The organism is Agathobaculum faecis, from assembly GCF_014287995.1.
GTDB lineage: Bacteria > Bacillota > Clostridia > Oscillospirales > Butyricicoccaceae > Agathobaculum > Agathobaculum ammoniilyticum.
In genome coordinates this window covers 62,157-85,207 of record NZ_JACOPL010000007.1, presented here as the reverse complement: position 1 = coordinate 85,207, position 23,051 = coordinate 62,157, and the positions used below count along the sequence as shown (strand labels likewise).

At 59.8% G+C, this 23,051-nt stretch carries 26 protein-coding genes and 1 pseudogene; 11 read left to right on the top strand and 16 right to left on the bottom strand.

Annotated features, from left to right (window positions below; translation table 11 throughout):
- Positions 1-10: 10 nt before the first annotated feature.
- Both H8S45_RS08740 and H8S45_RS08735 read right to left on the bottom strand, forming a co-directional pair.
- Positions 11-454 carry a NifB/NifX family molybdenum-iron cluster-binding protein gene (locus tag H8S45_RS08740; protein ID WP_054327484.1) on the bottom strand — a complete coding sequence of 148 codons (444 nt, stop codon included), beginning with the start codon at positions 452-454 and terminating at the stop codon, positions 11-13.
- Positions 451-1,269: a P-loop NTPase gene (locus H8S45_RS08735; protein WP_054327485.1), complete on the bottom strand. Its 819-nt coding sequence runs from the start codon at positions 1,267-1,269 to the stop codon at positions 451-453. Before H8S45_RS08735 ends, H8S45_RS08740 begins: the two co-directional genes overlap by 4 nt.
- A 113-nt stretch (positions 1,270-1,382) precedes the next feature.
- On the opposite strand from H8S45_RS08735, the gene H8S45_RS08730 reads away from it, so the two are divergent.
- Positions 1,383-1,886, top strand: coding sequence for a superoxide dismutase family protein (locus H8S45_RS08730; protein ID WP_054327486.1), 504 nt, complete (start codon positions 1,383-1,385; stop codon positions 1,884-1,886).
- Between the two features lie 686 nt (positions 1,887-2,572).
- On the opposite strand, the gene H8S45_RS08725 is transcribed toward H8S45_RS08730, so the two are convergent.
- The 4 genes from H8S45_RS08725 to H8S45_RS08710 form a co-directional block, all read right to left on the bottom strand.
- The gene (locus H8S45_RS08725) at positions 2,573-3,565 is read right to left on the bottom strand and encodes an ATP-binding protein (RefSeq protein WP_054327487.1); all 993 of its coding nucleotides are present in this window, start codon (positions 3,563-3,565) and stop codon (positions 2,573-2,575) included.
- Between the two features lie 3 nt (positions 3,566-3,568).
- Positions 3,569-4,498, bottom strand: a complete 930-nt coding sequence (locus H8S45_RS08720; protein ID WP_054327488.1) for a DnaD domain-containing protein — start codon at positions 4,496-4,498, stop codon at positions 3,569-3,571.
- A 110-nt stretch (positions 4,499-4,608) separates the two neighbouring features.
- Positions 4,609-5,712, bottom strand: a complete 1,104-nt coding sequence (locus H8S45_RS08715) for a DUF4179 domain-containing protein (RefSeq protein ID WP_054327489.1) — start codon at positions 5,710-5,712, stop codon at positions 4,609-4,611.
- Positions 5,696-6,190 (bottom strand): RNA polymerase sigma factor, encoded by a 495-nt coding sequence (locus H8S45_RS08710; protein WP_054327490.1) that lies wholly within the window; start codon positions 6,188-6,190, stop codon positions 5,696-5,698. The genes H8S45_RS08715 and H8S45_RS08710 overlap by 17 nt, the downstream gene beginning before the upstream one ends.
- 262 nt (positions 6,191-6,452) lie before the next feature.
- Here H8S45_RS08710 and H8S45_RS16305 point away from each other — a divergent pair, with 262 nt between their 5' ends.
- Positions 6,453-6,710 (top strand): hypothetical protein, encoded by a 258-nt coding sequence (locus tag H8S45_RS16305; protein ID WP_243182424.1) that lies wholly within the window; start codon positions 6,453-6,455, stop codon positions 6,708-6,710.
- A gap of 418 nt (positions 6,711-7,128) precedes the next feature.
- Here the strand turns inward: H8S45_RS16305 and H8S45_RS08700 are convergent, their stop codons facing one another.
- Positions 7,129-8,592, bottom strand: a complete 1,464-nt coding sequence (locus tag H8S45_RS08700; RefSeq protein WP_054327491.1) for a permease prefix domain 1-containing protein — start codon at positions 8,590-8,592, stop codon at positions 7,129-7,131.
- Complete coding sequence (locus H8S45_RS08695; RefSeq protein WP_082397169.1) at positions 8,579-8,926, bottom strand: PadR family transcriptional regulator; 348 nt, start codon at positions 8,924-8,926, stop codon at positions 8,579-8,581. The genes H8S45_RS08700 and H8S45_RS08695 overlap by 14 nt, the downstream gene beginning before the upstream one ends.
- Positions 8,927-9,087: 161 nt before the next feature.
- On the opposite strand from H8S45_RS08695, the gene H8S45_RS08690 reads away from it, so the two are divergent.
- From H8S45_RS08690 to H8S45_RS08665, 6 genes and pseudogenes are all read left to right on the top strand, one after another.
- The gene (locus tag H8S45_RS08690) at positions 9,088-9,684 is read left to right on the top strand and encodes a TetR/AcrR family transcriptional regulator (protein WP_054327493.1); all 597 of its coding nucleotides are present in this window, start codon (positions 9,088-9,090) and stop codon (positions 9,682-9,684) included.
- Positions 9,662-11,041 (top strand): MATE family efflux transporter, encoded by a 1,380-nt coding sequence (locus H8S45_RS08685; RefSeq protein WP_054327494.1) that lies wholly within the window; start codon positions 9,662-9,664, stop codon positions 11,039-11,041. Before H8S45_RS08690 ends, H8S45_RS08685 begins: the two co-directional genes overlap by 23 nt.
- A gap of 49 nt (positions 11,042-11,090) precedes the next feature.
- Positions 11,091-11,645, top strand: a complete 555-nt coding sequence (locus H8S45_RS08680; RefSeq protein WP_147574186.1) for a prolyl-tRNA synthetase associated domain-containing protein — start codon at positions 11,091-11,093, stop codon at positions 11,643-11,645.
- 83 nt (positions 11,646-11,728) lie between these two features.
- Positions 11,729-12,133, top strand: a complete 405-nt coding sequence (gene ndk, locus H8S45_RS08675; RefSeq protein ID WP_054327495.1) for a nucleoside-diphosphate kinase — start codon at positions 11,729-11,731, stop codon at positions 12,131-12,133.
- A gap of 9 nt (positions 12,134-12,142) precedes the next feature.
- Positions 12,143-12,313: pseudogene (locus H8S45_RS08670) on the top strand (hypothetical protein); the annotation flags it as partial.
- Positions 12,314-12,347: 34 nt separating this feature from the next.
- The gene (locus H8S45_RS08665; RefSeq protein WP_186949994.1) at positions 12,348-12,494 is read left to right on the top strand and encodes a hypothetical protein; all 147 of its coding nucleotides are present in this window, start codon (positions 12,348-12,350) and stop codon (positions 12,492-12,494) included.
- Positions 12,495-12,567: 73 nt separating this feature from the next.
- Here H8S45_RS08665 and H8S45_RS08660 read toward each other — a convergent pair whose 3' ends face one another.
- From H8S45_RS08660 to H8S45_RS08645, 4 genes are all read right to left on the bottom strand, one after another.
- Positions 12,568-14,691, bottom strand: coding sequence for a polyribonucleotide nucleotidyltransferase (locus H8S45_RS08660; protein WP_054327496.1), 2,124 nt, complete (start codon positions 14,689-14,691; stop codon positions 12,568-12,570).
- Between the two features lie 172 nt (positions 14,692-14,863).
- Positions 14,864-15,130, bottom strand: coding sequence for a 30S ribosomal protein S15 (rpsO, locus tag H8S45_RS08655; protein WP_031476090.1), 267 nt, complete (start codon positions 15,128-15,130; stop codon positions 14,864-14,866).
- Between the two features lie 504 nt (positions 15,131-15,634).
- Entirely contained in the window at positions 15,635-16,984 is a 1,350-nt protein-coding gene (locus H8S45_RS08650) for an MATE family efflux transporter (protein ID WP_186949955.1), read from the bottom strand.
- 57 nt (positions 16,985-17,041) lie between these two features.
- Entirely contained in the window at positions 17,042-17,872 is an 831-nt protein-coding gene (locus tag H8S45_RS08645; RefSeq protein ID WP_186949953.1) for a MerR family transcriptional regulator, read from the bottom strand.
- A gap of 123 nt (positions 17,873-17,995) precedes the next feature.
- Here H8S45_RS08645 and H8S45_RS08640 point away from each other — a divergent pair, with 123 nt between their 5' ends.
- On the top strand, positions 17,996-18,880 hold the full coding sequence (locus tag H8S45_RS08640; protein WP_186949950.1) for an SPL family radical SAM protein: 885 nt from the start codon (positions 17,996-17,998) through the stop codon (positions 18,878-18,880).
- Positions 18,881-18,956: 76 nt separating this feature from the next.
- Here H8S45_RS08640 and H8S45_RS08635 read toward each other — a convergent pair whose 3' ends face one another.
- Positions 18,957-19,208, bottom strand: coding sequence for a helix-turn-helix domain-containing protein (locus H8S45_RS08635; protein WP_054327498.1), 252 nt, complete (start codon positions 19,206-19,208; stop codon positions 18,957-18,959).
- 101 nt (positions 19,209-19,309) lie between these two features.
- Between H8S45_RS08635 and H8S45_RS08630 the strand changes: the two genes are divergently transcribed.
- Complete coding sequence (locus H8S45_RS08630; protein ID WP_186949948.1) at positions 19,310-19,477, top strand: hypothetical protein; 168 nt, start codon at positions 19,310-19,312, stop codon at positions 19,475-19,477.
- 43 nt (positions 19,478-19,520) lie between these two features.
- Here the strand turns inward: H8S45_RS08630 and H8S45_RS08625 are convergent, their stop codons facing one another.
- From H8S45_RS08625 to H8S45_RS08615, 3 genes are all read right to left on the bottom strand, one after another.
- On the bottom strand, positions 19,521-21,248 hold the full coding sequence (locus tag H8S45_RS08625; RefSeq protein ID WP_147574183.1) for a S41 family peptidase: 1,728 nt from the start codon (positions 21,246-21,248) through the stop codon (positions 19,521-19,523).
- A gap of 81 nt (positions 21,249-21,329) precedes the next feature.
- On the bottom strand, positions 21,330-21,647 hold the full coding sequence (locus H8S45_RS08620; RefSeq protein ID WP_054327500.1) for an RNA polymerase sigma factor: 318 nt from the start codon (positions 21,645-21,647) through the stop codon (positions 21,330-21,332).
- The gene (locus H8S45_RS08615; RefSeq protein ID WP_054327501.1) at positions 21,625-21,861 is read right to left on the bottom strand and encodes a hypothetical protein; all 237 of its coding nucleotides are present in this window, start codon (positions 21,859-21,861) and stop codon (positions 21,625-21,627) included. Before H8S45_RS08615 ends, H8S45_RS08620 begins: the two co-directional genes overlap by 23 nt.
- 148 nt (positions 21,862-22,009) lie before the next feature.
- On the opposite strand from H8S45_RS08615, the gene spoIID reads away from it, so the two are divergent.
- Complete coding sequence (gene spoIID, locus H8S45_RS08610) at positions 22,010-22,993, top strand: stage II sporulation protein D (protein WP_054327502.1); 984 nt, start codon at positions 22,010-22,012, stop codon at positions 22,991-22,993.
- Positions 22,994-23,051: the final 58 nt, after the last annotated feature.

Below are 23,051 nucleotides of genomic sequence, written 5' to 3'. Positions count from 1 at the left end.
CGTTTATGCCTTATTCCCCCGCTTCCTCCGCGGGTATCTGGCGGAGGATCTCGATCGGGCCGCAGCCCGCGCACTTCGCACAGTCGTGCATGCACGCCATCGGATCGTCCGGATCCTCCTCACGGCCGATCTCCAGCAGGGTCGGGTCGCCCTGTTTTTCGCCCACCAGGAACTTGGCGACCGCTTCTTCCGCCGCTCCCTCGCAGCCCGGCACAAGCAGCACGCCGATCATCTCCAGCGCGTTGCGCAGCGCAAGGCCGAGCGCGCCGCAGATCAGCGCGTCCACCTTTTCCATGCTCACCATTTTGATCAGGTCGGTCGTATTCCCGCCTTCCACCGCGGCAAGGCGCTTGCCTGTCGGGTTCCCGTCCTCCGCAGAAACAATCAGGAACGTGCGGCAATCACCCAGATTGCCCGCGATCCGCCCGTTTTCATATGCTACGCCGATGTTCATCGGATATCCTCCACCGCTTTCAGCGCGCCGGCCAGCTCGTCCGGCAGCTTAGCGTCCTCTATCCTGCCCGCGTCGACCGCTGCGGCGAGCTTCGGGTCGATAGGCAGCTTGGCCAGCACGGGCAGCCCGTACTCCGCCGCAACCGCGTCCACACGGCTCTCCCCAAACACCGGAATATGCTTGCCGCAGTCCGGACAGGCGAGATAGCTGTAATTCTCGACCACGCCGATCAGCGGAATATTCATCATCTTTGCCATTTTGACCGCCTTGCCCACAATCATCGAAACCAGGTCCTGCGGCGAGGTGACGACCAGAATGCCGTCCACCGGCAGGGACTGGAACACGGTTAGCGGCACATCGCCCGTGCCGGGCGGCATATCGACGAACAGGAAATCCACGTCGTCCCAAATCACATCTGACCAGAACTGCTTGACCGTTTCCGCGATGATCGGCCCACGATAGATGACCGGATCATCCTCGTTCGGCAGCACCAGATTAATCGAGATCATCTGCACGCCGCCTTCGCTGCGCGCGGGCAGGATGCCCTCCTCGCAGCCCTCCAGTTTGTCATGCACACCGAACGTCTTGGGAATGGACGGCCCCGTAATGTCGGCGTCCAGAATTCCACAGGTATAGCCCCTGCGCGTCATGCCGACCGACAGCATCGAGGTCAGCAGGCTTTTGCCCACGCCGCCCTTGCCGGAAACGACGCCGATCACCTTTCTGACCGTTGCCGCGGGATTGGCCGCGACTTTGAGGCTCTTTTCGCCGCCGCAGCCCGCGGAGCAGGAATCGCAGTTATGCGAACAACCCATAGTTAACAACTCCTAACATATCTTTTCTTGCCTGATTTTTAGTATACCGCATCCCCGCGTCTTTCGCAAGGGCAATCGCAGCCGCATAGGATGATTTACGGAGGGAATCAACCATGAAACAAACCAATTCACAATATTTTGCCTCGGTCATCCAAAACCGGCTTCCGGACGCGGCCGCCGTGCTGCAGGCCGCGCCGGACAGGAGACGCATCGAAGGCACCGTTTCGTTTTACCAGACGCCGCAGGGCGTGCTGGTCACAGCCGCCGTGCGCGGCCTGCCGGTCACGCGCATGGCCTGTGCGCAGCCCATTTTTGCGCTGCACATCCACGAGGGCTCGTCCTGCACCGGCAACGCTGGCGACCCGTTTGCCGGCGCGGGAACACACTACAATCCCGCCGGATGCCCGCACCCCTATCACGCGGGCGACCTGCCGCCGCTGTTTGCGGACCTGACCGGCTTCGCATGGATGGCTGTGCTGACCGACCGCTTCCGCGTGCCGGATATTCTCGGCCGGACCGTTATCGTACACAGCCAGCCGGACGATTTCACGACCCAGCCTTCCGGCAACGCTGGCGCTAAAATCGCGTGTGGTGTAATCACGCCGACCAGGCGTTAGCCCTGCAAATGGAAAGCGCCGCTGCCTCGTTGGGGGAAACGAGACAACGGCGCTTTGCCAGTTCACTACACAGATTCAAAAAAAGGGGGTAAAAGAAAAATAAAAAGATCGGTAGGCTGTCAGCTTCGGGATTGCGGCTTCCCTTGCTGACGTATTCAGTATACCGCGCTTTGCCGCGGAATGTGTGAATAGATTTTGAACAGGCTGTGAAAGATTTTTGGCCGTCCGTTCCAGCGCTTCCAGTAAACGGGAAACGCCCGGCCTCCATGGGGGAAATGGAAGCCGGGCGCAGCCGTTGCTCTCAAAAAGAGGATAAAAGAAAAGATGAAAGAAAGGGGAAATAGGTGTAATAAGAGGTTGTCTTCCAGGAACGTTCCAATTCCTTTCGACGGTTATAGTATACCGCAGCCCGCGCCCGAATATGTGAATAACTTTTGAACAGACTTTAAAAGGTTTTTTACAAAGCGCTTCCTCTGCGGAACGGGAAAAAGCCCCGGTTCCATGGGGGAAACGGAACCAGGGCTTTTTCGGTCATTTCACAAAATAAAGGGGGGTAAAAGAGAAATAAAAGATCGGTAGGCTGCTTGTCGATTCGGGATTGCGGCTTCCCTTATCGACATGCTTAGTATACCCCATTTCCCCCGCGAATATATGAACAGAATTTGAACGTCCTGTGAAAGAATTGTTTACATTTTCTTTTTCAGCAGGCGGATGTCGTCCCCAAAAAAGCGCAGCGCCATAAATTCCCCCAGCAGGCGGGAGGCTACGGCGGGCGAATACTTCTCGCCCAGCGTTTCCGGCAGAAGGTTGGTGTTGACGATCATCGGCCGCTTAGCCATCAGGCGGTTATTGATCAGGTTGTACAGCGCGGAAACCGTGAACGCCGTCCCCATTTCGGTCCCCATGTCATCGATAATCAGCAGGTCCGCGCGCTCATATCGCGCCGCGCGCTCTGCGGCGGCCTCCCCGTCGCCGTTGCCGAATTTGATCGTTTCATAGGCCGCGACAATGTTGATCGCCGTGTCATACGCCACAGAAAAGCCGCGCGCGGACACGGCCTCCGCAATGCAGGTGGATAAAAACGTCTTGCCCAGGCCGGTCGAGCCGTACAGCAGCAGGTTGGGGGAATCCTTTCCGAACCGCGCCGCGTATGCCTTACATTCGTCCAGGTTATATTCCATATTTTCGCGCGGGGACAGGCCAAGCCGCGCATCCGGACGGGTGGAATAATACGCCATATTGAATTTTGCAAAATTCTGGTCCTGGATCGGCAGGATATCGGACAGCCGCTCTTTGAGGAGACGGGCGTACCGCTCCCGCACGCAGGCGCAGACCGCGCTGCCCGCGTAGCCCGTGTCCCCGCAGGCCGCGCACATCGGCTTGTCCGTCAGGTAATCAGCCGGCAGGCCGAGTTGTTGCAGCAGCGCAGCCCGTTCCTCCTGCAGGGCAAGGTTTCGGACGCGCAACTGTTCAATCGCGGCAGAGGGATCGCCGCCGGATTCGAGCGCGGCCCTGAGTACGGCCGCGGCGGTCGTACCCAGCTCGCGGTCGATCGCGCGGACGCGCGGCTCGCGGGCGTATATCTCGCGCCGACGCGCCTCCAGCTCGCCCGCACGGGCGGCGCGGTCGCGCTCCAGCTCGCGGCGGGCGGCGGCGAGGACCTTTTTATCATATGCCATAGATTATTCCTCCGTTTTGCGGCGGTGGCTGCGCACGCGCGCGGCCCAATCCTGCTCCCACGCGGCCAGTGTGGCGCTATCGGTCGGCTGGGCGGTGGTCTGGCCGACCACCGCGCGCGCTTCCGGTTCGAGCGCGGTGATCTCGCTGACCGTATGTACCCCGCCCGCGTCCCACTTGCGCAGGATGCCGAGCGTATAATCCAAACTCCTGCGGCCCTGGTGCCTGTCCGTGCGGCGCACGGCCAACTCGACCGCCTCCGGCGGGAAGCCGTGCGCCAGCGCGAACCGGCAGACGCGCTGCTCCTTGGGCGCGGGCTGCGCGGGGTCGGCGCCAAGCGCCCGATAGACCGCGTCGCTGAGCGGCTTTTCGTTCACCCTACGCGCCAGGTATTGCTGCGCGTCCGGCGCGGTCACGATCCCCATATCCGCCCACTGGTAAGCCTCGCGCTTGATATCGGCCAGGCGCACCGTGCCTTTCTCCTTTTTCAGATAGGACAGCAGTTCAATGATCGCCCCCGCGTCCAGCCCCAAATGATCGTATGCGGTCAACAGGCAGCGGAGCTGCCCCTCGGTCAGCGTCCGGCCGAGCGTGGCCTCCGCGCTCTCGCAGACGGCCGCGAAGCGGTGGTCGTCCATGCGCGCGCGGCGCAACTCGTCCGTCGTATACTGCGGCGCATCCGCAGGCTTGTCCGTCTCCGACACCTGCACCGGCGCGGTGAGCTGGTTCAAAGTGAACGCCGCGCGTTCATACCGCTCTCCGGATAGGTGCAGCACCCGCGCGGCCACTTTCGCGTCCGCCGCGCCGCCGTGCCGCAGAATATAAAGATAAAGGAGCGCCGCGTCTCCATCGCCGACCGCGATCAGCTTGTCCAGCATATCGCAGCGCGCGACGCGCAGCTCGCCCTCGGGGAGCAGTACAGAGGTGGGGGCCATGGCTCATTTCCTTTCCAGATCGGGATTGTCTTTTATTATAACACACCCGATGCGTTGGGGCAAACACAAAAGGGGCCGCATCAATGCAGCCCCTTTCCGGCGGTATCCTGTTACTGCACCGGTATCTCCATACCGGCGACCGTGAGCGACGCGATCTCCTCAATCGGGATGATCTCGGTGAAAATATCACCCTTCTGGCAGACGGTCTTGCCGCCCTCGGGACGGATGCTGCCGCCCGCATTGGACAGGTCGATGCTGGCGCCATCCTTCCTGTTCACCAGGATCTGCACGCTTTCAAAATATTTGTGCATCTGCGCGCTATCATGCTCGCTCTGCCGGCCGGACTGCGCGTTTTCATCCCACTGCACCGTGCTGTCCACCGTGTAGTCCACGCGCAGCGCCAGCGGGGACAGCGTGATCTCGTCGATCACGGCGTTCATGCCGTTCAGCTCGAATGTCTGCCCCGCGGGCAGGCTGACCGAGGTATCCTCAAAATCCAGGTTGAACTTGAGCGACCAGTCGCCCTCGGCAATGACGCGGCGCTCAAGCTCGCCCGTATCGTTCTCCGCATACACGCACAGATCGCTGAACTTCGCCCGCACCGCGTGGCCGCGCACCTCGCCGTCGCTGATCTCGCGCGTTTCTACATACTGGATCGCGTTGTCCGCCGGATCGGCGTCGTAAAAGTACGAGCCGCCGTGCGCGCCGCCGAAATAGCCCATCAGCGAGGTATCCCCGTCGGCAAAGCCCATCGGCAGCAGGCCCTCGCCCACAGTATCGGTCAGGTCAATATCAAAGGCAGCGCCGTCCTTCTTTTCGATCGAATAGGTGACCGCGTAGTGGTACTTGTCGCCGATAATGGCGTCCGCGGTGACGGTCACGCCATTATCCGTGTCGCTCGCGCCGACCGGCCGGCCGATCTTGTCGATAATCTCGGTATCCGCCGTGGGACCAAACACGCCCGCGAACGCCTCGCCCGCGGTTTTGAGTACGCCGGTCGCGCTCGCGCCCACACCCAGCGCCAGCGCCGCCGCCACGCCGATCACAGCGATGCGCGGCATGCGGCGGACGCGCCGCCGCGTCTCAGGCGCCTGTTCCGGCCGCTCCATGGTATCCATCAGTCTCTTTGCCATCCTTGCCTTTGCCTCCTCGGAAAAACGCAGCCCGTCGAGCGCGTTTTTATACTCTCTGTTATCATTATACTCCGTGTTCACAACATTCGCCTCCCAACATGGTACGCAGCCTGTTCCGGCCGCGGCTCAGGTGCGCGTTCACCGCCGCTTCGCTGCGGCCGAGCAGCGCGCCGATCTCTCTCGCGGAATAGCCCTCGTAATAATACAGATACACCGCCTCGCGGTATTTATCCGGCAGCGCCATCACCGCGTCCAGCACGCAGGATTCCGGCGATTCTGGCGCCGGCGCCTCCGCCACGGCCTCCAGCCCCACCGTGCGCCGCCGCCCTGCGCTGCGCAGCAGGTCCTTGCAGGCGTTAGCGGCTGCCCGAATGATCCACGCCTTTTCGTGCGCGGGGCTGTCGAAGGCCTGCCCGCCCGTCAGCAGCTTGAGGAATACGGTCTGGCAGATGTCCTCCGCGTCGTGCGTGGATTTCAGGTAGGTATAAGAAAGCCGCAGGATCAGGTCGGAATAGGCGTTCACCAGCCGTTCGGCCTCTTCCTGATCGAATTGTCTCATGGGTTTATCAACTCCTTTGGGAACAGCCGACCGGCTGTGTCAGCAACGTCGCTTCACCTACAATACGAATGGTGTGCGCCATTCCTGACAGCGGGAGAAAATTTTTTTTGGCAAAGAAAAGGGCAGCCTGGTTGCAGGCTGTCCCTATTATACCACAGCGGCCGGCAGGATGAAGCGATATGGACCGGCTCATAATCTTGTACTATACCTTTTCTAAAAACAGAGCGGCAAATCCGAATTTGATAAAGAGGTCCGAGCGAATATGAAAAAGGAAGTATCCATATCTTTAGCAGGCGTACTCATTCTGATTTTAGGGGTTGCCGCGTGGTATAATGCTCCAATTGACTTGATGAATTTAGACCCTAAAGAAGTTATGGAAATTGTTGTTTTTAATGGTAATAGCGGAAACGGGACACATATTGAAGATAAAGGGCAATTTCAATATAGTATTGATGACTTGAATGATATTGAAGTAAAGAGAACAAAACCCCCCTGTTGGCTATACAGGATATGGTTTTAAGATGACAATTTACTTATCTAATGGCAATGAAGCAGATGGTTGGAACAACTTTATCATCAATTCCGTTGACACTATTCGGAAAGACCTATTTTTCTATTCTGTCATAAAGGGAAGAATTGATTATAGCTATATAGAGAACATTATAGAATAATGCAACTCCCTATTTTTCGAACAATATACAACAAAACTAAATAATCCAGCCACAAGGACAGCCGAAAAAATCGACTGCCATTTTCCATGCCTGCAAGCAGAGAGAAGCGGCCGGTCAGGAAAATAAAACACCGTGAGAAATTGACCGCCGAAGCAATGGCGAAAATATATGAATCCTCATTCTGCTTTGGGAACACAAACGGGAATCGGAAGTAAAATAAACGTAAAATAGCCGCTTTGCGGCTATTTTACTATAATCGCGCAGACTTTACCGCACGGAACCGGCCGTTTTCCGCAGCGCGGGCCGCTGTTGTTCCGCGCGTTCCAGCCCGCCCGACCGCTGTGCGGAGAGCAGTAGGCCGAGCAGCAGCATGGTCTGGCACAGATATATGCCGCCGTAAGACAGCAGCGGCAGGCCGTGGGACGCGAACACGATGATGCCGCAGTTTTGCAGCACATACAGCGCGGCCTGCAGCGCAAAAGTGAACATCACGCCCATGCACACGCTGCGCGCGAGCAGGCCGTTCTGCCGCCGCGCAATGCGGAAGCCCCATGCAAGCAGCAGCAAAACCGCTGCTAAAAGCAGGAAAACGGCCGTCCAACCCCAAAGGTATTTGACCGACAGCAGCATCCAATCGCCCGCACCGTCCAGCTTGATCCACTGTGCGCCGTCAATCGTTCCACTGCCCGCAAACGGGATGCCGAACATGATGTACTGGATCGCGGAGCCCTGATAGCCTGCTACTGACGCATCCGCCTGCGGATGGAACACCAACGCCAAGCGCTCCCGCACATGCGGTACGGCATACAGCAGAAACAGGAAATATCCCAGCAGGGCCAGCAGCGGCGATACCGCCAATACGAGCCTGCCCCTGGTACACCTGCCGAACGCGCCGCGCCGCACCGCCATCACCAGCATCCCGCAGCAGACCACGGTCAATATGCCAAGGGCCGACATATACGGCGTGATATACGCCAGAAACCACATACCGAGCAGGCTCAGCAGGCAGTTGCGGACGCCCTCCGCCCCCCTGCCGCGCTGGCTGTACAGCACGCCCGCGAACAGCACCGGAAAAAACCATATCCACTGTGCCGTGTAGAAAAGCCGTCCGTTATATTCCACGCGCCACGGGCTGAACGCCAAAAACAGTCCGACCGCCAGCCACAGCGCATACAGCAGACGGATATGCCGCCCCAGTATGGTGTAATCCATAAAATACCCCAAAAACAGCAGCCCAGTGCCGATCGCAAAATAAAAGAACTGGTTTGCCAGGCTGTTCTCCGGTGGTATCCCCATCCATGCGCAAAACGGCTGCCGCAGGATGTACTGGAGCGCCAGCCCCGCCGCCGTTGTTGCCAGCACGATCACCAGCATCACCCAGTCCGGCCGCGGCCGCCACGCGCTATCCAGCCGTGTGCCGGCCTCCACCGCGTCGCCCATTTCGCGGATGGTTGCCTGCGCGGCTTCGTCCTCTCCCATGCCTTCGGACCGGAAGGCTTCGTACTGGTCTCTCAGGTGGTCGGTCAGCTCCTCTGCCGCAACCGGACGCGCCCGCTTCCAACGCATCTGTCCAGTCGCATCGTTCAGCCAGTCATGCAAGGCTTCAGGCAGCGGCGGCTCGTCATAATCCGCGGACAGCGAGTCCAGCTCTGCGGAGGTCTGCGCGCGCTCAGCCGCGTCGCACTCCAGCAGACGGATCATCTGCCGCCGCATGCATTCAGGCAAACGCATGGCTTTCTCCCCCCTTCAGCACACGCTCGACCGCGCCGGAAAACCGCCGCCACTCCTCGGTCTTTTCCGCCAGACGGGTATGCCCCAGGTCGGTCAGGCGGTAATACTTACGCACGCGCGCACCGTCCGCTGCCCGCTCGTAGGAGCGCACCAGCCCCTGCACCTCCAATGTGTGCAACAGCGGGTACAGCGTACCCGCCTTGAGGGAAAAGGTGTCGTCCGACCGCTCGCGCAGGCGCTCGATCATCTGGTAGCCGTACAGGTCGCCCTCCTCCAGCAGACGCAGGATCAGAAGCCCCGTACTGCCTGCCAGCAGGCTTTTGTCGATTGCCATGATTCCATCCTCCCATATATCGATATTCGATATGTTTATTATATGTAGACAATCGATATATGTCAAGCCTTTTTCCTCCCTCGCGCATGCTTGACAAACGCATCCCTTTCGGTTATGCTGAAGATATAGAAAACTAACGCCGTTAGTTTGGAGGAATGTATATGCCGCGAAAAGGACTCAGTCGGGAGGCGATCATCGACACAGCCGCCGCACTCGCCGAGCAAAAAGGGGCGGAAAATCTCACCCTGCGCGAGCTGGCGGAGACGCTTGGCGTCAAGACCGCCTCATTGTACAACCACCTACAGGGCCTGCCCGAGCTGAACGCCCGGCTGGCCGAATGCGCGCTCGACCGCCTGATGGACACGCTCGAAACCGCTATGGCAGGCAGAACCGGCGCGGAGGGGCTGCGCGCCCTTGCCACCGCCTATCGTACTTTCGCCCGCGAACAGCCGCAGCTTTACCGCGCCATGGTTTCGCTGCCGCGCTTTTCCGACCCCAGCTTGGTCGAACGCAAGCATGCCTTTATGGACCTGTTCAACCGCGTGCTGGCGCCCTGCCGCCTGCCGGATGACCGGCGCATCCATCTCTCGCGCACAATTCGCAGCGCGCTGCATGGCTACTGCGCGCTCGCCGCAGCGGGCTTTTTCCAATCCCCACTCGCGTCGCCGGTAGAAAGCTATGAGCAGATAATTGAATGGCTTTGCCAAATAGTTAAAGAAATGGAGGAGCAGGATCATGACAAAGCATTCTACCAATGAAGCACAGGAGCGCCGCTTTCACGAAATGACTGAAGCGCCACTCGAACCGTTGATCTGTAAGCTGGCTGTTCCAACCATTATAAGCATGTTGATTACCTCGATCTATAACATGGCGGACACGTTTTTTGTCGGCCAATTAGGTACGAGTGCGACCGGCGCGGTCGGTGTAGTGTTCCCGCTGATGGCACTGATCCAGTCAATCGGCTTCTTCTATGGCCAAGGCTCTGGCACCTATATTTCTCGGCAACTTGGTGCACAACAGCAGGAAGAAGCTGAACGCATGGCCGCGACCGGTTTCTTCCTCTCGATCTTCACTGGTTTTGTGATTCTTATGCTTGGTCTGTTACTGCGCAGCCCTCTTTGCCATCTGCTCGGTGCTACTGACACCATTTATCCCTATGCACTTGACTACATGCAGATTATTCTGTTTGGGGCGCCGTACATGATGGCCGCACTAGTACTCAATAACCAACTGCGTCAGCAAGGGAATGCAACCTATGCCATGATCGGCCTCGTATCAGGCGGCATCCTTAATATCGCTCTTGACCCCCTATTCATCTTTGTTTTTGATTTAGGCATCAGCGGCGCAGCTTATGCGACCATCTTGAGTCAGTTAATCAGCTTTTTTCTTCTATTGCTCGGCATCCGTCAGTCGCGCGGCGTACAAATCCGGCTACGCCAGTTTGCACCCAGTATTGACCGTTTTGTTGCCCTGATGGGCGGCGGCCTGCCCAGTCTGTGCCGCCAAGGGCTGGCATCCATCGCGGTCACCTGCCTGAACACGGCGGCCCGTCCCTACGGCGACGCAGCTATCGCCGCTATGAGCATCGTCACGCGCGTTTCCCAGTTTGCGGGCTCGGCTATGATCGGCTTCGGCCAGGGCTTTCAGCCGGTCTGCGGCTATAACTATGGCGCGCGTAAATACGACCGTGTCACACGCGGGTTCTGGTTCTGCGTCAAGTCGTCTTTCCTCGTATTACTCGGGTTAGCCGTGGCTGGCTGGGTATGCGCACCGCAGATCATCGCCATTTTCCGCGCGGACGACCCCGAGGTCATCCGCATCGGCGCGCTCACGTTACGGCTGCAATGTATCTCTTTCCCTCTGGTCGGGTGGGTGACCATGTGCAACATGCTGTTGCAGAACATCGCCATGACCATGCGGGCCAGTATCGTCGCCGCGGCGCGTCAGGGCCTGTTCTTCATCCCGTTCGCACTGGTGCTGCCCCTGTTCTGGGAGCTGTTCGGCGTGCAGCTCTGCCAGCCGGCCAGCGATATCTGCTCTTTTGTGCTTTCCATTTTTTTGACCGTCCCCGTGCTCCGCATCCTTTCGCACGGCGGAAGCCCTGATAAGCGCTGAATTCAAAAAGTAATACTTTTATCTAATAATACTAATAGGAGTCTTTGATATGAACGAATTCACCCTTGACCCTACCCTGTATGACGGACGTCCATCCGACTGCTCCAGCCGAAGCGCGGCTGAAGCCGCCTGTTATGATTTCCTTGACGGGCTGGGTGTACCCTACCGCCGCGCCGACCACAGCGAAACGCCCTCCATCGAGGCCTGCGCCGCGGTTGAAGCGCTGCTTGGCGCGGAAATCTGCAAAAACCTGTTTTTGTGCAACCGCCAAAAGACCCAGTTCTACCTGCTGCTGATGCCTGGGAACAAGCCGTTCCATACCAAGGACCTGACCGGCCAGCTCGGCTGCTCCCGCCTTTCCTTCGCGGGGGAGGAACCCATGCACGAGCTGCTCGGCGTGACGCCCGGCTCGGTTTCGGTTCTCGGCCTGCTGAACGACACGGAAAACCGTGTCCGTCTGGTAATCGACCGTGATGTCCTGCAGCCGGAATTCTTCGCCTGCCATCCCTGCCGGAACACATCTTCCCTGCGCATCGCGACCGCCGACCTGACAGGCCGCATCCTGCCCGCCCTGCGGCACGAGCCGGACTATGTTTCCCTGTAAGCAAAAGGGGATTGTTTTTAGCCGAGCCTGTGTTATACTAAGGGCAGCGGCACGAAATAAAAAACAGGAAAGCAGGCGGTTTTATGGAACGGACCTATATTATGCTCAAGCCGGACGCGCTGCAGCGCGGCATTGCCGGTGAAATCCTTGCGCGCATCGAACGCAAGGGCTACCGCATCACCCGCATGAAGACCATGCAGCTGGACGAACCGATTCTTCGGGAGCATTACGCGCACATTGCTGACAAGCCCTTTTTCCCATCTACGGTGGACTATATGACAAACGGGCCGGTTCTGGCTATGATCGTGGAGGGCGAAAACGTCATCCAGGGGATGCGCACCCTGATGGGTCCCACCCGAAACGAGGATGCCCTGCCCGGCACCATCCGCGGCGACTTCGCCAGCTCGACCACCTATAACGTGATCCACGGCTCGGACGCTCCGGAAAGCGCCGAGGCCGAAATCCGCCGTTTCTTCGGGGAGGTATGACACCGCGGGGTGTCCCCGTACCCGCATCTCCGTGACCGCAGAGGCGGCCACCAGCCGGGCGACAGCTTTGATTTTGACACCGAACGTGGGTGCATCTGCCCGCTGGCCATGCATGCTGCGTTTCTGTACGCCGATATCCTGCGCTACGGCGGCGCGCTTCCATGCGAGCCGTCCGGCACTGCACGCTTCTGTTGTCCGGATGCGGATACCGCCAATGTGTTCCTTCTCGAACGGCTCGAGGATGGGGGCGGGCGACCGCGCCGCGCCCATCGACGCCGTCCGGCAGGCGAAACGGGAATGCGGCTCCTACGGCTGCGCGCTCGATCGGCTGTATCCCCTCGCACGCGCGCTGCTTGGATAAAACGGCATACAAAAAAGGGCTTCGGAACCCAATGGTTCCAAAGCCCTTTTTTCACAGGATGCGGGAAGCAGGCTTACTTAATCTTTTCCTCTTCCTTAACATCCTTCATCGACAGGTTGACACGGCCCTTGTCGTCGATCTCCATAACCTTGACCCAGACCATATCGCCTTCCTTGACCGCGTCCTCCACCTTTTCAATGCGGTGGTCGGCCATCTTGGAGATATGCACCATACCGTCCTTGCCTGGCAGCAGATTGACGAACGCGCCGAAGTTCATCAGGCGCACAACCTTGCCGTAGTAGATTTCGCCCGGCTCCGGCTCCTTGACGATGGCTTCGATCATCTTTCTGGCCTTTTCCGCGTCAGCCGCCTTGACCGCCGCGATAGTGACCGTGCCGTCGTCCTCGATATCGACCTTGGCTCCCGACTCGGCAACGATGTTCTGGATCACGCTGCCGCCCTTGCCGATAACCTCTCGGATCTTATCCGGATGGATGTGCATAGTGGTCATCTTGGGTGCCCAGTCGGATACGTCCGCGCGCGGCTTGTCGATCGCCTTGAGCATGATTTCATCCAAAATGCCGTAACGGGCAACGCGGCACTTCTCGAACGCCTGCTTGATGATGTTCGGAGTCAGGCCGTCCACCTTGATATCTACCTGAATCGCGGTGATGCCCTTCTTGGTGCCGGCAACCTTAAAGTCCATATCGCCGTAGAAGTCCTCCACGCCCTGAATATCGGTAAAAGTGGTCTCCTGGCCGCCGTCGGTGATGAGGCCGCAGGAAATACCTGCAACCGGCGCGGTGATCGGCACGCCCGCGTCCATCAGCGCGAGGGTAGAGCCGCACACCGAGCCCTGCGAGGTCGAGCCGTTGGACGAAATGACCTCGGATACCAAGCGCAGCGCGTACGGAAACTCGCTCACGGGCGGAATGACCGGCAGCAGCGCACGCTCTGCGAGCGCGCCGTGGCCGATCTCGCGGCGGCCCGGGCCGCGGGACGGGCGGGTTTCGCCGACCGAGAAGGACGGGAAATTGTAGTGGTGGATATAGCGCTTTTCAGTCTCTTCAAAGATGGTGTCCAGCTCCTGCGCGTCGCCCAGCGTACCCAGCGTGCAAAGCGTCAGCACCTGGGTCTGGCCGCGGGTGAACATGCCCGAGCCGTGTACGCGCGGCAGAACGTGTACCTCGGCCGCCAGCGGACGGACTTCCTCCATACCTCGGCCATCCACGCGCTTGCCGTTCGCCAACCAGCGGCGCACGATCTTCTTCTGCAGCTTGTCCACACACTCCGCAAGGTTGGCGCCGTGCTCCTCCTTGTACTCATCGGAAAGGCCGGCCTCGAACTCGTCTACGATCGCGCGTACGCCCGCGTCGCGGACGGTCTTGTCGTCCGTGTCCATCGCGACCTCGAACTTGTCGCTTACCGCGGCCTCGAGCTTGTCAAACAGGTCGTGGTCAATATCGTGATGCTCGTACTCGAACTTGGGCTTACCGATTTCGTCCTTGATCCCCTGGATGAATGCGCAGATCTTTTTCAGTTCCTCGTGCGCTTCCATCAGGGCGTTGAACATGTCGTCCTCGGGTACTTCCTTCGCGCCCGCCTCGATCATAACGATCTTATCCTTGGTGGCGCACAGGGTCACGTCCATCTCGGAAACCTTGCGCTGCTCGCTGGTCGGGTTGATGACCGTCCGGCCGTCCACGATGCCGACCTGGCAGCCCGCTACAACATAATCGAACGGGATGTCCGAAATGGACACCGCGATGGACGCGCCCAGCAGGGCGACGACCTCGGGGGAGTTGTCATAGTCGTTTTCCAGCACGGTGCAGACGATGGACACATCGTTTCTGAGATCCTTGGGGAATAGCGGGCGCATCGGGCGGTCGATCTGGCGGGAGGCGAGAATCGCCTTTTCGCTCGGACGGCCCTCGCGGCGCATGAAGCTGCCCGGGATGCGGCCGACTGCGTACAGGCGCTCCTCAAAGTCCACGGAAAGCGGGAAGAAGTCGATGCCGTCGCGCGGCTTGGCCGACGCGGTCGCGGTGACGAGCACCGCGGTTTCGCCGTAGCGCACCAGGCAAGAGCCGTTGGCGAGCTGCGCCATCTTACCGGTTTCGACGGTCAGCTTGCGGCCGGCGATCTCGGTTTCGAAAACGCGGTAATTCTTAAACTCAAAGGGATTGATATTTGCCATTATTTTTCCTCCTTTTTGTTTGACGGAGGGCGGCTTTTTGCTTTGTTAGCACTTGAAGCAGGGGCGAAGCACGTGCTTCGGCGCTCCTTCAACTGCTAAAAAGCGGATTGGCCGCCTTCCTATAAAATACAGAAACAGGGGAGCAGACTGCTCCCCTATTTCCTTGTTTCACTTACTTACGAATGCCGAGCTTGGCGATCAGCGCACGGTAGCGGTTGATGTCCTTCTTCTGCAGGTATGCAAGCATGGAGCGGCGCTGGCCGACCATCTTGAGCAGGCCGCGGCGGGAATGGTTGTCCTTCTTGTGGACCTTCAGATGCTCGGTAAGCTCCTGAATGCGCGCGGTCAGAATCGCGATCTGGACTTCCGGAGAACCGGTGTCGGTCGCGTGCGTGCGGTTTGCCTCGATAACGGCAGTCTTGTCTTCCTTGCGGATCATGTGACGTTTCACCTTTCGTTGATAGATTTTTACTTACCCACAGGCCGGGCCGCGGCATGGTGAAATGGACACGGTAGGAACGTGTCCGGTTGTCCGTCGGCTAAGCGCGGGGCGAAAGTACAATTATCATATCATGCGTTTGCGGTTTTGTAAAGTATTTTCTATCTTTTTATTCACCTTACCGCATTTTTACACTTTTCTTTGTAAGTTTTGTCGAAATGAACAATTATGAATAAATTGTAAACGCGTTTTTGTCAGTTTTTCATCTTGCTTTCAAAATTTCCTGGCGCTATAATTTTAACATCTTCGGTGGACAGCTTTTTTGAGATGTTCTCGCTCGAAGCCGTTTTTTATTTATTGCTAAGACACGCGACGGGGCGGTGCAATAGCGCGGCCTGAAGTCGCGTTCTTTTTTGCGCAGAACCAGAAAAAGAGACAGGCCGACGCCTGTCTCTTTTTCGTATGCCGGCCGGATGGTCCCCTTACGCGCCGGCCCCTTTTTGTTTAGCACAAGGCGGGGCGCAGGTCAAGTCGGAACTGCCGCACAGTGTACGCGATGGTGTATACCGCCATCACGCCCGAGACCAGCGGCGCGACGCAGCCGAGCAGAAACAGACTGTCAGGGCGGTAGGTCTGCACCAGATACAGCAGCGGGATGCGCACGCACAGCGCGCCGAAGCAGCAGGAGAACATGGTGAACAGCGTTTTGGAGCGGCCGTTCAGATACCCGTTTAGACAGAACACAAACGTCACCATCAGGTAGTCGAACGAGCAGGCGCGGAAGAACGGCACGCCCGCCGCGATGGTCGCCGCGTCGCGGGTGAACAGGCCGATCATGCTTTGCGGCGAAAGCTGCGCCCACAGGAAAAAGCACGCCGCCGCGGCCAGCGCGAACCCCAGCCCCGCGCCCACCGCGGTCCGCACGCGCGCCGGCCGCTGCGCGCCGTAATTCTGCGCCGTGAACGCGGCCAGCGCCGAGGCGACCGAGGTCGCGGGCAGCATGGCGAACACGTCGTACTTGCTCGCCACGCCGACCGCGGAGGCCGCGTCCACCCCGAGCGCGTTGACGACCGCGGTCAGGTACAGGAAGGAGATACGCACCATCAGCTCCTGGAACGAGATCGGGATGCCCACGCGCGCCAGCTCGCGGGCGCGCGCGCCGTCGATGCGCAGGTTGCGCAGCGTAAACTTGAAAATAAAATGCCCGCGGTTCAGGTACACGATCGCGCATACCATGCTGACCGCCTGCGCCGCGATCGTGGCCACCGCTACGCCGCGCACGCCCCAGCCGAACACGCCGGTCAGCAGCAGGTCACCCGCGATATTGAGCACGCACGCCAGCGCGATGAACAGCATCGGCCGCTGGGAGTCACCGTAGCCGCGCAGGATGGCGCTGATGGCGTTATACCCGCAGATAAACGGGATGCCCCAGCCGCAGGTCACCACATACTGACGCGCCAGCACAAACGCCTCCTCCGGCGTCTGCAGCGCGGTCAGGATGGGCGAGGCCAGCCCGATCACCAGAAGCATCAGCACCACGGAAAACGCCGCGAACACGGTCAGCGTGGTGCCGATGGACTTGCAGGTCTGTTCCTCGTCGCGCATGCCGGTGTATTTGCCGACCAGGATGGTGCCGCCCAGCGTCAGGCCGGTGATCAGGCTGGTAACAATCTGCGTCACCTGCGTGCCGGTCGATACCGCGGCCACGCTCGCGGGATCGCAGAACCAGCCGATCACCGCCAGATCGACCGCGCCGTACAGCGCCTGGATGATATTGGCGATCAGGAACGGCACGGTAAAGCGCATCAGCACGGGCAGCACGCGCCCCTCGGTCAATAGGTTTTTCTCTGTCATGGATATGCCTCCCTTGTTGTCTGCAAGAAAAGCATAAACCCTCCAGCAACTGGAGGGTCAAGGGGTATTTTCACTTTTTTTCACCGGCACCTGCAGCTCGGTCAAATACTGGGTCTCATCGCTGGTGAAGCCCGCGTCGATGTGCGTCACCTCAACCGAGTCCTCGGCCAGCTCGAACCCGCGCCGCGCGGCCTCGTCCAGCAGCAGCTCATAGGAGGGCGCGCTGTGCGCATGCGTGCCGCGGTAGCACACGGTCAGCCATTCGCCCGCGGGCAGGTGGAGCACGGGACCGCCGTACTGCTCCTCCGGCTCGACGAACAGGAATATCCCCGTGTAGCGGTCGAACTGCCGCGCGTACAGCCGCTCGCGCGCGATCGATACGCCCACCTTGCCCAGGAACACCGCCGCATCCTGCCGGATATGGCTTTGCAGCTCGGCCAGCGGCGTTTCCAGATCGCCGCCCCGCGGGATCTCCTGCCGCAGGAATGCGATCGCGCGGGCGGGCAGCGTCTTTTGCAGCACAACGCCGGTCTCGGCCGTCCTCGCGCGCCGCAGGTCATCCAGCCGCCGGCCGATCCGCCGCTCGATGCGCTGCAGCTCGTCCAGCCGCCGCCGCGTGTCCGCCAACTGCTCCTGCAGGAGCCGTTCCACCACGTCGGTATCGCGGTTTTCAAAAAAACCGCGGATGCGCTCGAGCGACACGCCCAGCGCGCGCAGGTATTTGATGGTGTTGAGCCGTTCAAACTGTCCCGCGGAATAATAGCGGTAGCCGGTGCGCGGGTCCACCCGCTCGGGCCGGAGCAGGCCGATCTCGTCATAGAACCGCAGCGTGCGCACCGGCACGGCGAACAGCTTATGCATCTCCCCAATCGTGAACAGGTCCTTCATCCCTACCGTCCTTTCCGCGTTTGCCCGGGCATTCTCCTGCGGCTATTATAGCATATCCGGACACGCATTGTCCGTTTTTTCTGGTATAATGATAGCGCAACCCCCAGGAAAGGCGGTGCGGCCATGCGGACCATACCGGCAAAGACCATCGTCACCAGCACCAAAAACGGCGCGGGCTGGTTCGGCGCGCGCTACAATATGAACATCTACCGCGGCTGCTCCCACGGCTGCATCTACTGCGACAGCCGCTCGGAATGCTACCGCAACGACGATTTCGACATCGTCTGCGCCAAGCAGGACGCGCTGCGCATCATCCGCGACGACCTGCGGCGCAAAACGCAGCCGGGCGTAGTCTCCACCGGCGCGATGAGCGATCCGTACAACCCGTTCGAGCGCACCGAGCATCTCACGCGGCACGCGCTCGAACTGCTCGCGGCCTATGGCTTCGGCGCGGCCATCGCCACCAAAAGCGACCTGATCTGCCGCGACATCGACGTGCTGTGCGAGATCCATGCGGCCGCGCCCGTGCTGTGCAAGCTGACCGTGACCACCGCGGGCGACGCGCTCGCACGCGCGATCGAGCCGCACGCGCCCCCGCCCTCCGCGCGGCTGGACGCGCTCGCCCGCCTGTCGGACGCGGGCCTGCCCACCTGCATCCTGCTCATGCCTGTGCTGCCGTGGCTGACCGATACCGAGGAAAACATCCGCACGCTGGTACGGCGGGCCAGAGAGGCGGGCGTGCCGTATATCTATCCCGCGCTCGGCCTGACCCTGCGCGACCGCCAGCGCGCCTACTTTTACCAGCAGCTCGACCGCGCCTTCCCCGGCCTGAAGCAGAAATACATCGCGCGCTACGGCACACGCTACCAGTGCGCCAGCCCGCACGCGCGGCAGCTTTGGACGGTTTTCACCCGCGCCTGCGACGAAGCGGGCATCTTTTACCGGATGCGCGACATCACCCGCCGCTACCAGCGCGGCTTCGGCTGCGGACAGCTTTCGTTTTTCTGACCATGCGCAAAGCGCACAAAAAATTCCCTGCTTCAATTTGTTCAAAACCGCCTTTGCGGTTTCGGCCTTCCCGCCGTCACTCCTCCGACAGCAGCTCCTCTGCAGGGACTTTGAAGATCGCGGCCAGCGCGCGCAGCTCTATATCCGTGACAAACCGCTTGCCGCACTCGATCCGCTGTATCGCATTCTTATCCAGATCAACGCCCTCCAACTGCATGCGTTCGGCCAACGCGCGCTGGGACACTTTCGGAGAAAGGCCAGAACGCAGCCGCGCGACCTTTCTTCCGCAGATATTGCAGCTTCCATCTGCTAAACGGTTCTTGTACATTCTTTTCCTCCTGTTGACATTTAGTAATTGTCATCAGCCTTATTATGTGCTATACTGCAAGCAACAATGACATTCAGTAAATGTCAAATAGAGGTGGCACGATGTCTTTTTACGAACAGGCCCTGCAGCGCTTCCTCAGGGAATCCGGCGCCGCTGCGGACAGCGACGCCAGCCGCGCCCTGGCGGAGCAGGCTTTCCTTGCGGGCTGGCGCGCCGCCGGCGGAGAGCTGCTTCTGGTCGACCGTATCCCGATGGAAGACGAAAAATGATCCCCCAGACTCGTCTGGGGGATCATTTTTATTGCTTTCTTTTTCAAATATACGGCTTCGTTGTATCGATGCGGATGGTCTGCGCGGCGTCGTCCCATTCCACGCGCACGCCCAGCATGAAGCACAGGTCGCGTAGCTTGAAATAGTGATTGCCGTCGATCTCATACGCCTTGCCGACCAGCGGCATCCCCATATCCTGCAGATACACCTCCGCGGTGGCGCGGGTCGCGGTCTGCCCGCCGCCACTGAGCGGCTCCAGCTCGCCGCCGACCGGCGTATAAACGCCCGCGTCGATCGTCACCTGGTTCGCTTCCCCGTCCCAGGATACGCTGAACGCTGTATTCGTCCCCGCAAAGGCCATCGCCAGGTCGCGCAGCTTGAAATAGTTGCTGCCCTCGATCTCATACGCCGCAGCCGCGACCGGCGTGCCGTTCACCTCTATTTTCGCGCCGGAAACCACGGCGGGCTTGCGCAGCTCCGGCTTCACCGCGTCATGCGTCAGAATATACTGCACCGCGGTATCTATGCCGTTGAGGTAATCCGAGAAGGTCTGTCCGACCGTGATATCGGGCGGGAGACTTTCTACGCCGTAGGGCTTGGCCGCCTCATAATAGCTGCCCAGATCGATGAATTTGTTGGAATACTGGCCGCGGAACTTGGAGTTGGGCAGCTCGAACGCGGTCACGGCACCGAAATGATCCACGCTGCCGCCGGTCGGCGTACCGACCACAGCAGCGCCGATATCCTTGAGCTGCACCGTATTAATCAGCGCGGAGGAGAAAGTATTCTCTCCCGCGAGCGCGTACACAGCGTTCCCCTTGGCCAGGAATTGCTGTGCCAGATAGGTGATCGGGTACAGCACGCCGTCCGACCCGCCGCCGTTGCTGCGCAGGTCGATGATGAACTTTGTGTATTTGCCGGAGGCGAGCTTTCCTTCGACCTCGGCGGCAAACTGCTCCATCGGCAGGTTCGGATCCTCAAAGCATTTATTATACTGCATATACAGCGTGCCACCGCCCAGGTCGAGCAGCTTGTAGTAAACGCTCCGGTCCGGCTCGGTCACAGGCACGTCCTTCCGCAGCATGTCGCGGGTGATCCATTCCCCTGCTTTCAGCGCCGCCGTCGCTTCGGCCTGCGTCATGCAGGGGATGTGCAGCACGGTTTCTTTTCCCTCCGCATCCCGCACGCCGACCGTAACCATATCGGAATCCGCGTCAATGACACCGTAATGTTCCAATACATCGGCCACATAAAGCAGTTGCCCTACCCGTATGCGCTGCTCGACCGCGTTGTCGTAGCTTATCATGGGCGAAAGACGCTCGGTCACCTCATCGATTGGCATGCCGTTGATCGACGTGATTTCCTGCCCGATATACGCCCGGCAGTCGGTCACGCCGCCGGTCAGCGTCCAGCGGCCGTCGTACCATTTCGGCACCATGCCGAGTTGCCTGAGCTGGTCTGAAAGCGCGCTGCCGACCGACAGCATCGTATGCGAATCATGCGCCAGCGCCGCCAGTTCGGCAAGCCCGATCGCAAAATCGAGATCGGACGCGGTATCCAGCTCTGCTTCGATCTCCGCCTTTTTGTCCGCGACCGCCTGTTCGGTCGTATTGGCGTAAAAATCCGGATGCTTTGTGGTCAGCGTCTCCACCAAGCAGTCCAGATCCTCCTGCCGCCGCTGCGCCGCGTCGTCTGCCGCGCCCGCAGGGGGCAGGCAGCCCAGTATGACCACCGCGCCCAGGCAACCTGCCAGCCAACGTTTCATGTTCATGCTTCACCGCTCCTTTGTATTATTTTAATAGCACAATTATATATCCTCCTCTCGGTATTTGTCAATCCCTTTTCGCACAGCCTAAGAGAAGCTCTGATTGCGCAGCTCCAGGTTATATGCCAGCAGCCGCCGCAGCCGCGTCTTTCCGCGCGTCAGGTGCCGAGACACCGCCGACTGGCTGATACCCAGTTTGTACGCGATCTCCTTTCCAGAAAGCCCTTCCACCTCGTTGAGCCACAGCACCTCATACTGTCTGCCGGTCAGTTGCTCCTTCAGGGCGCGGAAAAACGCCTCCCGAAACGCCGCGCGGAACGCGCTGTCGTCCCCGGCCAGCGCGGCGATATAGTCCTCGTATGCCGCGCGGTCGGCCTCGCGTTCAAACAGCCCGCTTGTCCTCATTCTGCCTGCCTCCTTTTTGATAATAATGCTCCAGCACGAACGCTGTCTTGCGGCTCTCGTTGATCAGCACGCGCAGACAGCCGATACGCTGCTTTAACCGGTATTTGACCTCTTTCTGGCGCGCGCGCCGCTGTGCCACCTGAAGCTGGCGCAGACGCAGCTCCAGCAGCGCGGTATTCGACCTGTATTCCCGCGCCATCTCGTGAAGCGTCATAACAGCCCTCCCATTAAATCGAACATTTGTTCGTATTCTATGGTTCAAATAATACTACATATTGGAAGTTCTGTCAACAACAACCTATATTTGGTGTTCTATCAATTAATTGCTTTGCATATAGTTCCAGAGAAAGGAGGCGTCGGACATGCGCAAGCTGTTACTGGCCGGCTGCGGCCTGGTTTCCGTCCTGTACCTGCTGCCTATGGTATGGTCGTTTGGCGGGATTGCGGACGGGCAGGCGCCGGAGACGCTCTTGATCCCCGACGCCGCGCCGGTGGACGCGGCCGCGGACGCCGGAGCGGCAGATTATTCAACCGTCACGGTGGAAATCGACGGGACTCCGACCGCGCTCCCGCTGGAAACCTATGTGGAGGGCGTTGTCGCCGCGGAGATATCCAACGATTTCCCGCTCGAGGCAATCCGCGCGCAGGCGGTCGCGGCGCGCACCTACGCGGTCTATAAGCTCTCCCGCGGCCGGCCCGACGTCCATCCGGACGCCGACCTTTGCGACGATTATCACCACTGTGCAGCCTACCGCGACGTTGCGGTGGAAACCGCCGCCGGCAGCGACCTGTCCCGCGTGCGGCAGGCGGTTCGGGATACCGAGGGGGAGATCCTCACCTACGACGGGGCGCCGATCGCCGCCGTCTTCCACTGTGTCAGCGGGCCGCGCACCGAAGCGGCAGCCGACGTCTGGGGCGAGGATATCCCCTACCTACAGAGCGAGGTCAGCCCCGGCGGCTCGGCCTGCAGTGAATACGAGTCGTCCGTCACCGTACCGGCGGAGGATTTCCGTCAAACTGTTCAGGAAAGCTTTCCTTCCGCCGAGGTGTCCGGCGCGCCGGACACCTGGTTCAAGGCCTCCGTCCGGTCAGACGCGGGCGGCGTCATCACGGTAAAGCTCGGCGGCCTGACGGTAGAAGGCACGGCGGTGCGCGAGCTGTTCGGCCTGAACTCCACCAATTTCACCATCACCACCACCGAGGACAGCATCACCTTCCACACGATCGGCTATGGACACGGCGTGGGCCTTTCCCAATACGGTGCGAAATACCTCGCGGAGCAGGGCGCGACGTACCAGGATATCCTGTCCAACTATTACCAGGATACGGTCCTGACGCGGATATGACTCTTCCCAGGGCGCGCCGGAGCGGTGCATCTCGCAGATAAATCAAATTTTTTGTATA

What these genes read in the sequence shown, in the direction of transcription:
- H8S45_RS08740 (WP_054327484.1), bottom strand. Translation starts at nt 454, where the DNA reads ATGAACATCGGCGTAGCATATGAAAACGGGCGGATCGCGGGCAATCTG.
- H8S45_RS08735 (WP_054327485.1), bottom strand. Translation starts at nt 1,269, where the DNA reads ATGGGTTGTTCGCATAACTGCGATTCCTGCTCCGCGGGCTGCGGCGGC.
- H8S45_RS08730 (WP_054327486.1), top strand. Translation starts at nt 1,383, where the DNA reads ATGAAACAAACCAATTCACAATATTTTGCCTCGGTCATCCAAAACCGG.
- H8S45_RS08725 (WP_054327487.1), bottom strand. Translation starts at nt 3,565, where the DNA reads ATGGCATATGATAAAAAGGTCCTCGCCGCCGCCCGCCGCGAGCTGGAG.
- H8S45_RS08720 (WP_054327488.1), bottom strand. Translation starts at nt 4,498, where the DNA reads ATGGCCCCCACCTCTGTACTGCTCCCCGAGGGCGAGCTGCGCGTCGCG.
- H8S45_RS08710 (WP_054327490.1), bottom strand. Translation starts at nt 6,190, where the DNA reads ATGAGACAATTCGATCAGGAAGAGGCCGAACGGCTGGTGAACGCCTAT.
- H8S45_RS16305 (WP_243182424.1), top strand. Translation starts at nt 6,453, where the DNA reads ATGAAAAAGGAAGTATCCATATCTTTAGCAGGCGTACTCATTCTGATT.
- H8S45_RS08700 (WP_054327491.1), bottom strand. Translation starts at nt 8,592, where the DNA reads ATGCGTTTGCCTGAATGCATGCGGCGGCAGATGATCCGTCTGCTGGAG.
- H8S45_RS08695 (WP_082397169.1), bottom strand. Translation starts at nt 8,926, where the DNA reads ATGGCAATCGACAAAAGCCTGCTGGCAGGCAGTACGGGGCTTCTGATC.
- H8S45_RS08690 (WP_054327493.1), top strand. Translation starts at nt 9,088, where the DNA reads ATGCCGCGAAAAGGACTCAGTCGGGAGGCGATCATCGACACAGCCGCC.
- H8S45_RS08685 (WP_054327494.1), top strand. Translation starts at nt 9,662, where the DNA reads ATGACAAAGCATTCTACCAATGAAGCACAGGAGCGCCGCTTTCACGAA.
- H8S45_RS08680 (WP_147574186.1), top strand. Translation starts at nt 11,091, where the DNA reads ATGAACGAATTCACCCTTGACCCTACCCTGTATGACGGACGTCCATCC.
- ndk (WP_054327495.1), top strand. Translation starts at nt 11,729, where the DNA reads ATGGAACGGACCTATATTATGCTCAAGCCGGACGCGCTGCAGCGCGGC.
- H8S45_RS08665 (WP_186949994.1), top strand. Translation starts at nt 12,348, where the DNA reads ATGTGTTCCTTCTCGAACGGCTCGAGGATGGGGGCGGGCGACCGCGCC.
- H8S45_RS08660 (WP_054327496.1), bottom strand. Translation starts at nt 14,691, where the DNA reads ATGGCAAATATCAATCCCTTTGAGTTTAAGAATTACCGCGTTTTCGAA.
- rpsO (WP_031476090.1), bottom strand. Translation starts at nt 15,130, where the DNA reads ATGATCCGCAAGGAAGACAAGACTGCCGTTATCGAGGCAAACCGCACG.
- H8S45_RS08650 (WP_186949955.1), bottom strand. Translation starts at nt 16,984, where the DNA reads ATGACAGAGAAAAACCTATTGACCGAGGGGCGCGTGCTGCCCGTGCTG.
- H8S45_RS08645 (WP_186949953.1), bottom strand. Translation starts at nt 17,872, where the DNA reads ATGAAGGACCTGTTCACGATTGGGGAGATGCATAAGCTGTTCGCCGTG.
- H8S45_RS08640 (WP_186949950.1), top strand. Translation starts at nt 17,996, where the DNA reads ATGCGGACCATACCGGCAAAGACCATCGTCACCAGCACCAAAAACGGC.
- H8S45_RS08635 (WP_054327498.1), bottom strand. Translation starts at nt 19,208, where the DNA reads ATGTACAAGAACCGTTTAGCAGATGGAAGCTGCAATATCTGCGGAAGA.
- H8S45_RS08630 (WP_186949948.1), top strand. Translation starts at nt 19,310, where the DNA reads ATGTCTTTTTACGAACAGGCCCTGCAGCGCTTCCTCAGGGAATCCGGC.
- H8S45_RS08625 (WP_147574183.1), bottom strand. Translation starts at nt 21,248, where the DNA reads ATGAACATGAAACGTTGGCTGGCAGGTTGCCTGGGCGCGGTGGTCATA.
- H8S45_RS08620 (WP_054327500.1), bottom strand. Translation starts at nt 21,647, where the DNA reads ATGAGGACAAGCGGGCTGTTTGAACGCGAGGCCGACCGCGCGGCATAC.
- H8S45_RS08615 (WP_054327501.1), bottom strand. Translation starts at nt 21,861, where the DNA reads ATGACGCTTCACGAGATGGCGCGGGAATACAGGTCGAATACCGCGCTG.
- spoIID (WP_054327502.1), top strand. Translation starts at nt 22,010, where the DNA reads ATGCGCAAGCTGTTACTGGCCGGCTGCGGCCTGGTTTCCGTCCTGTAC.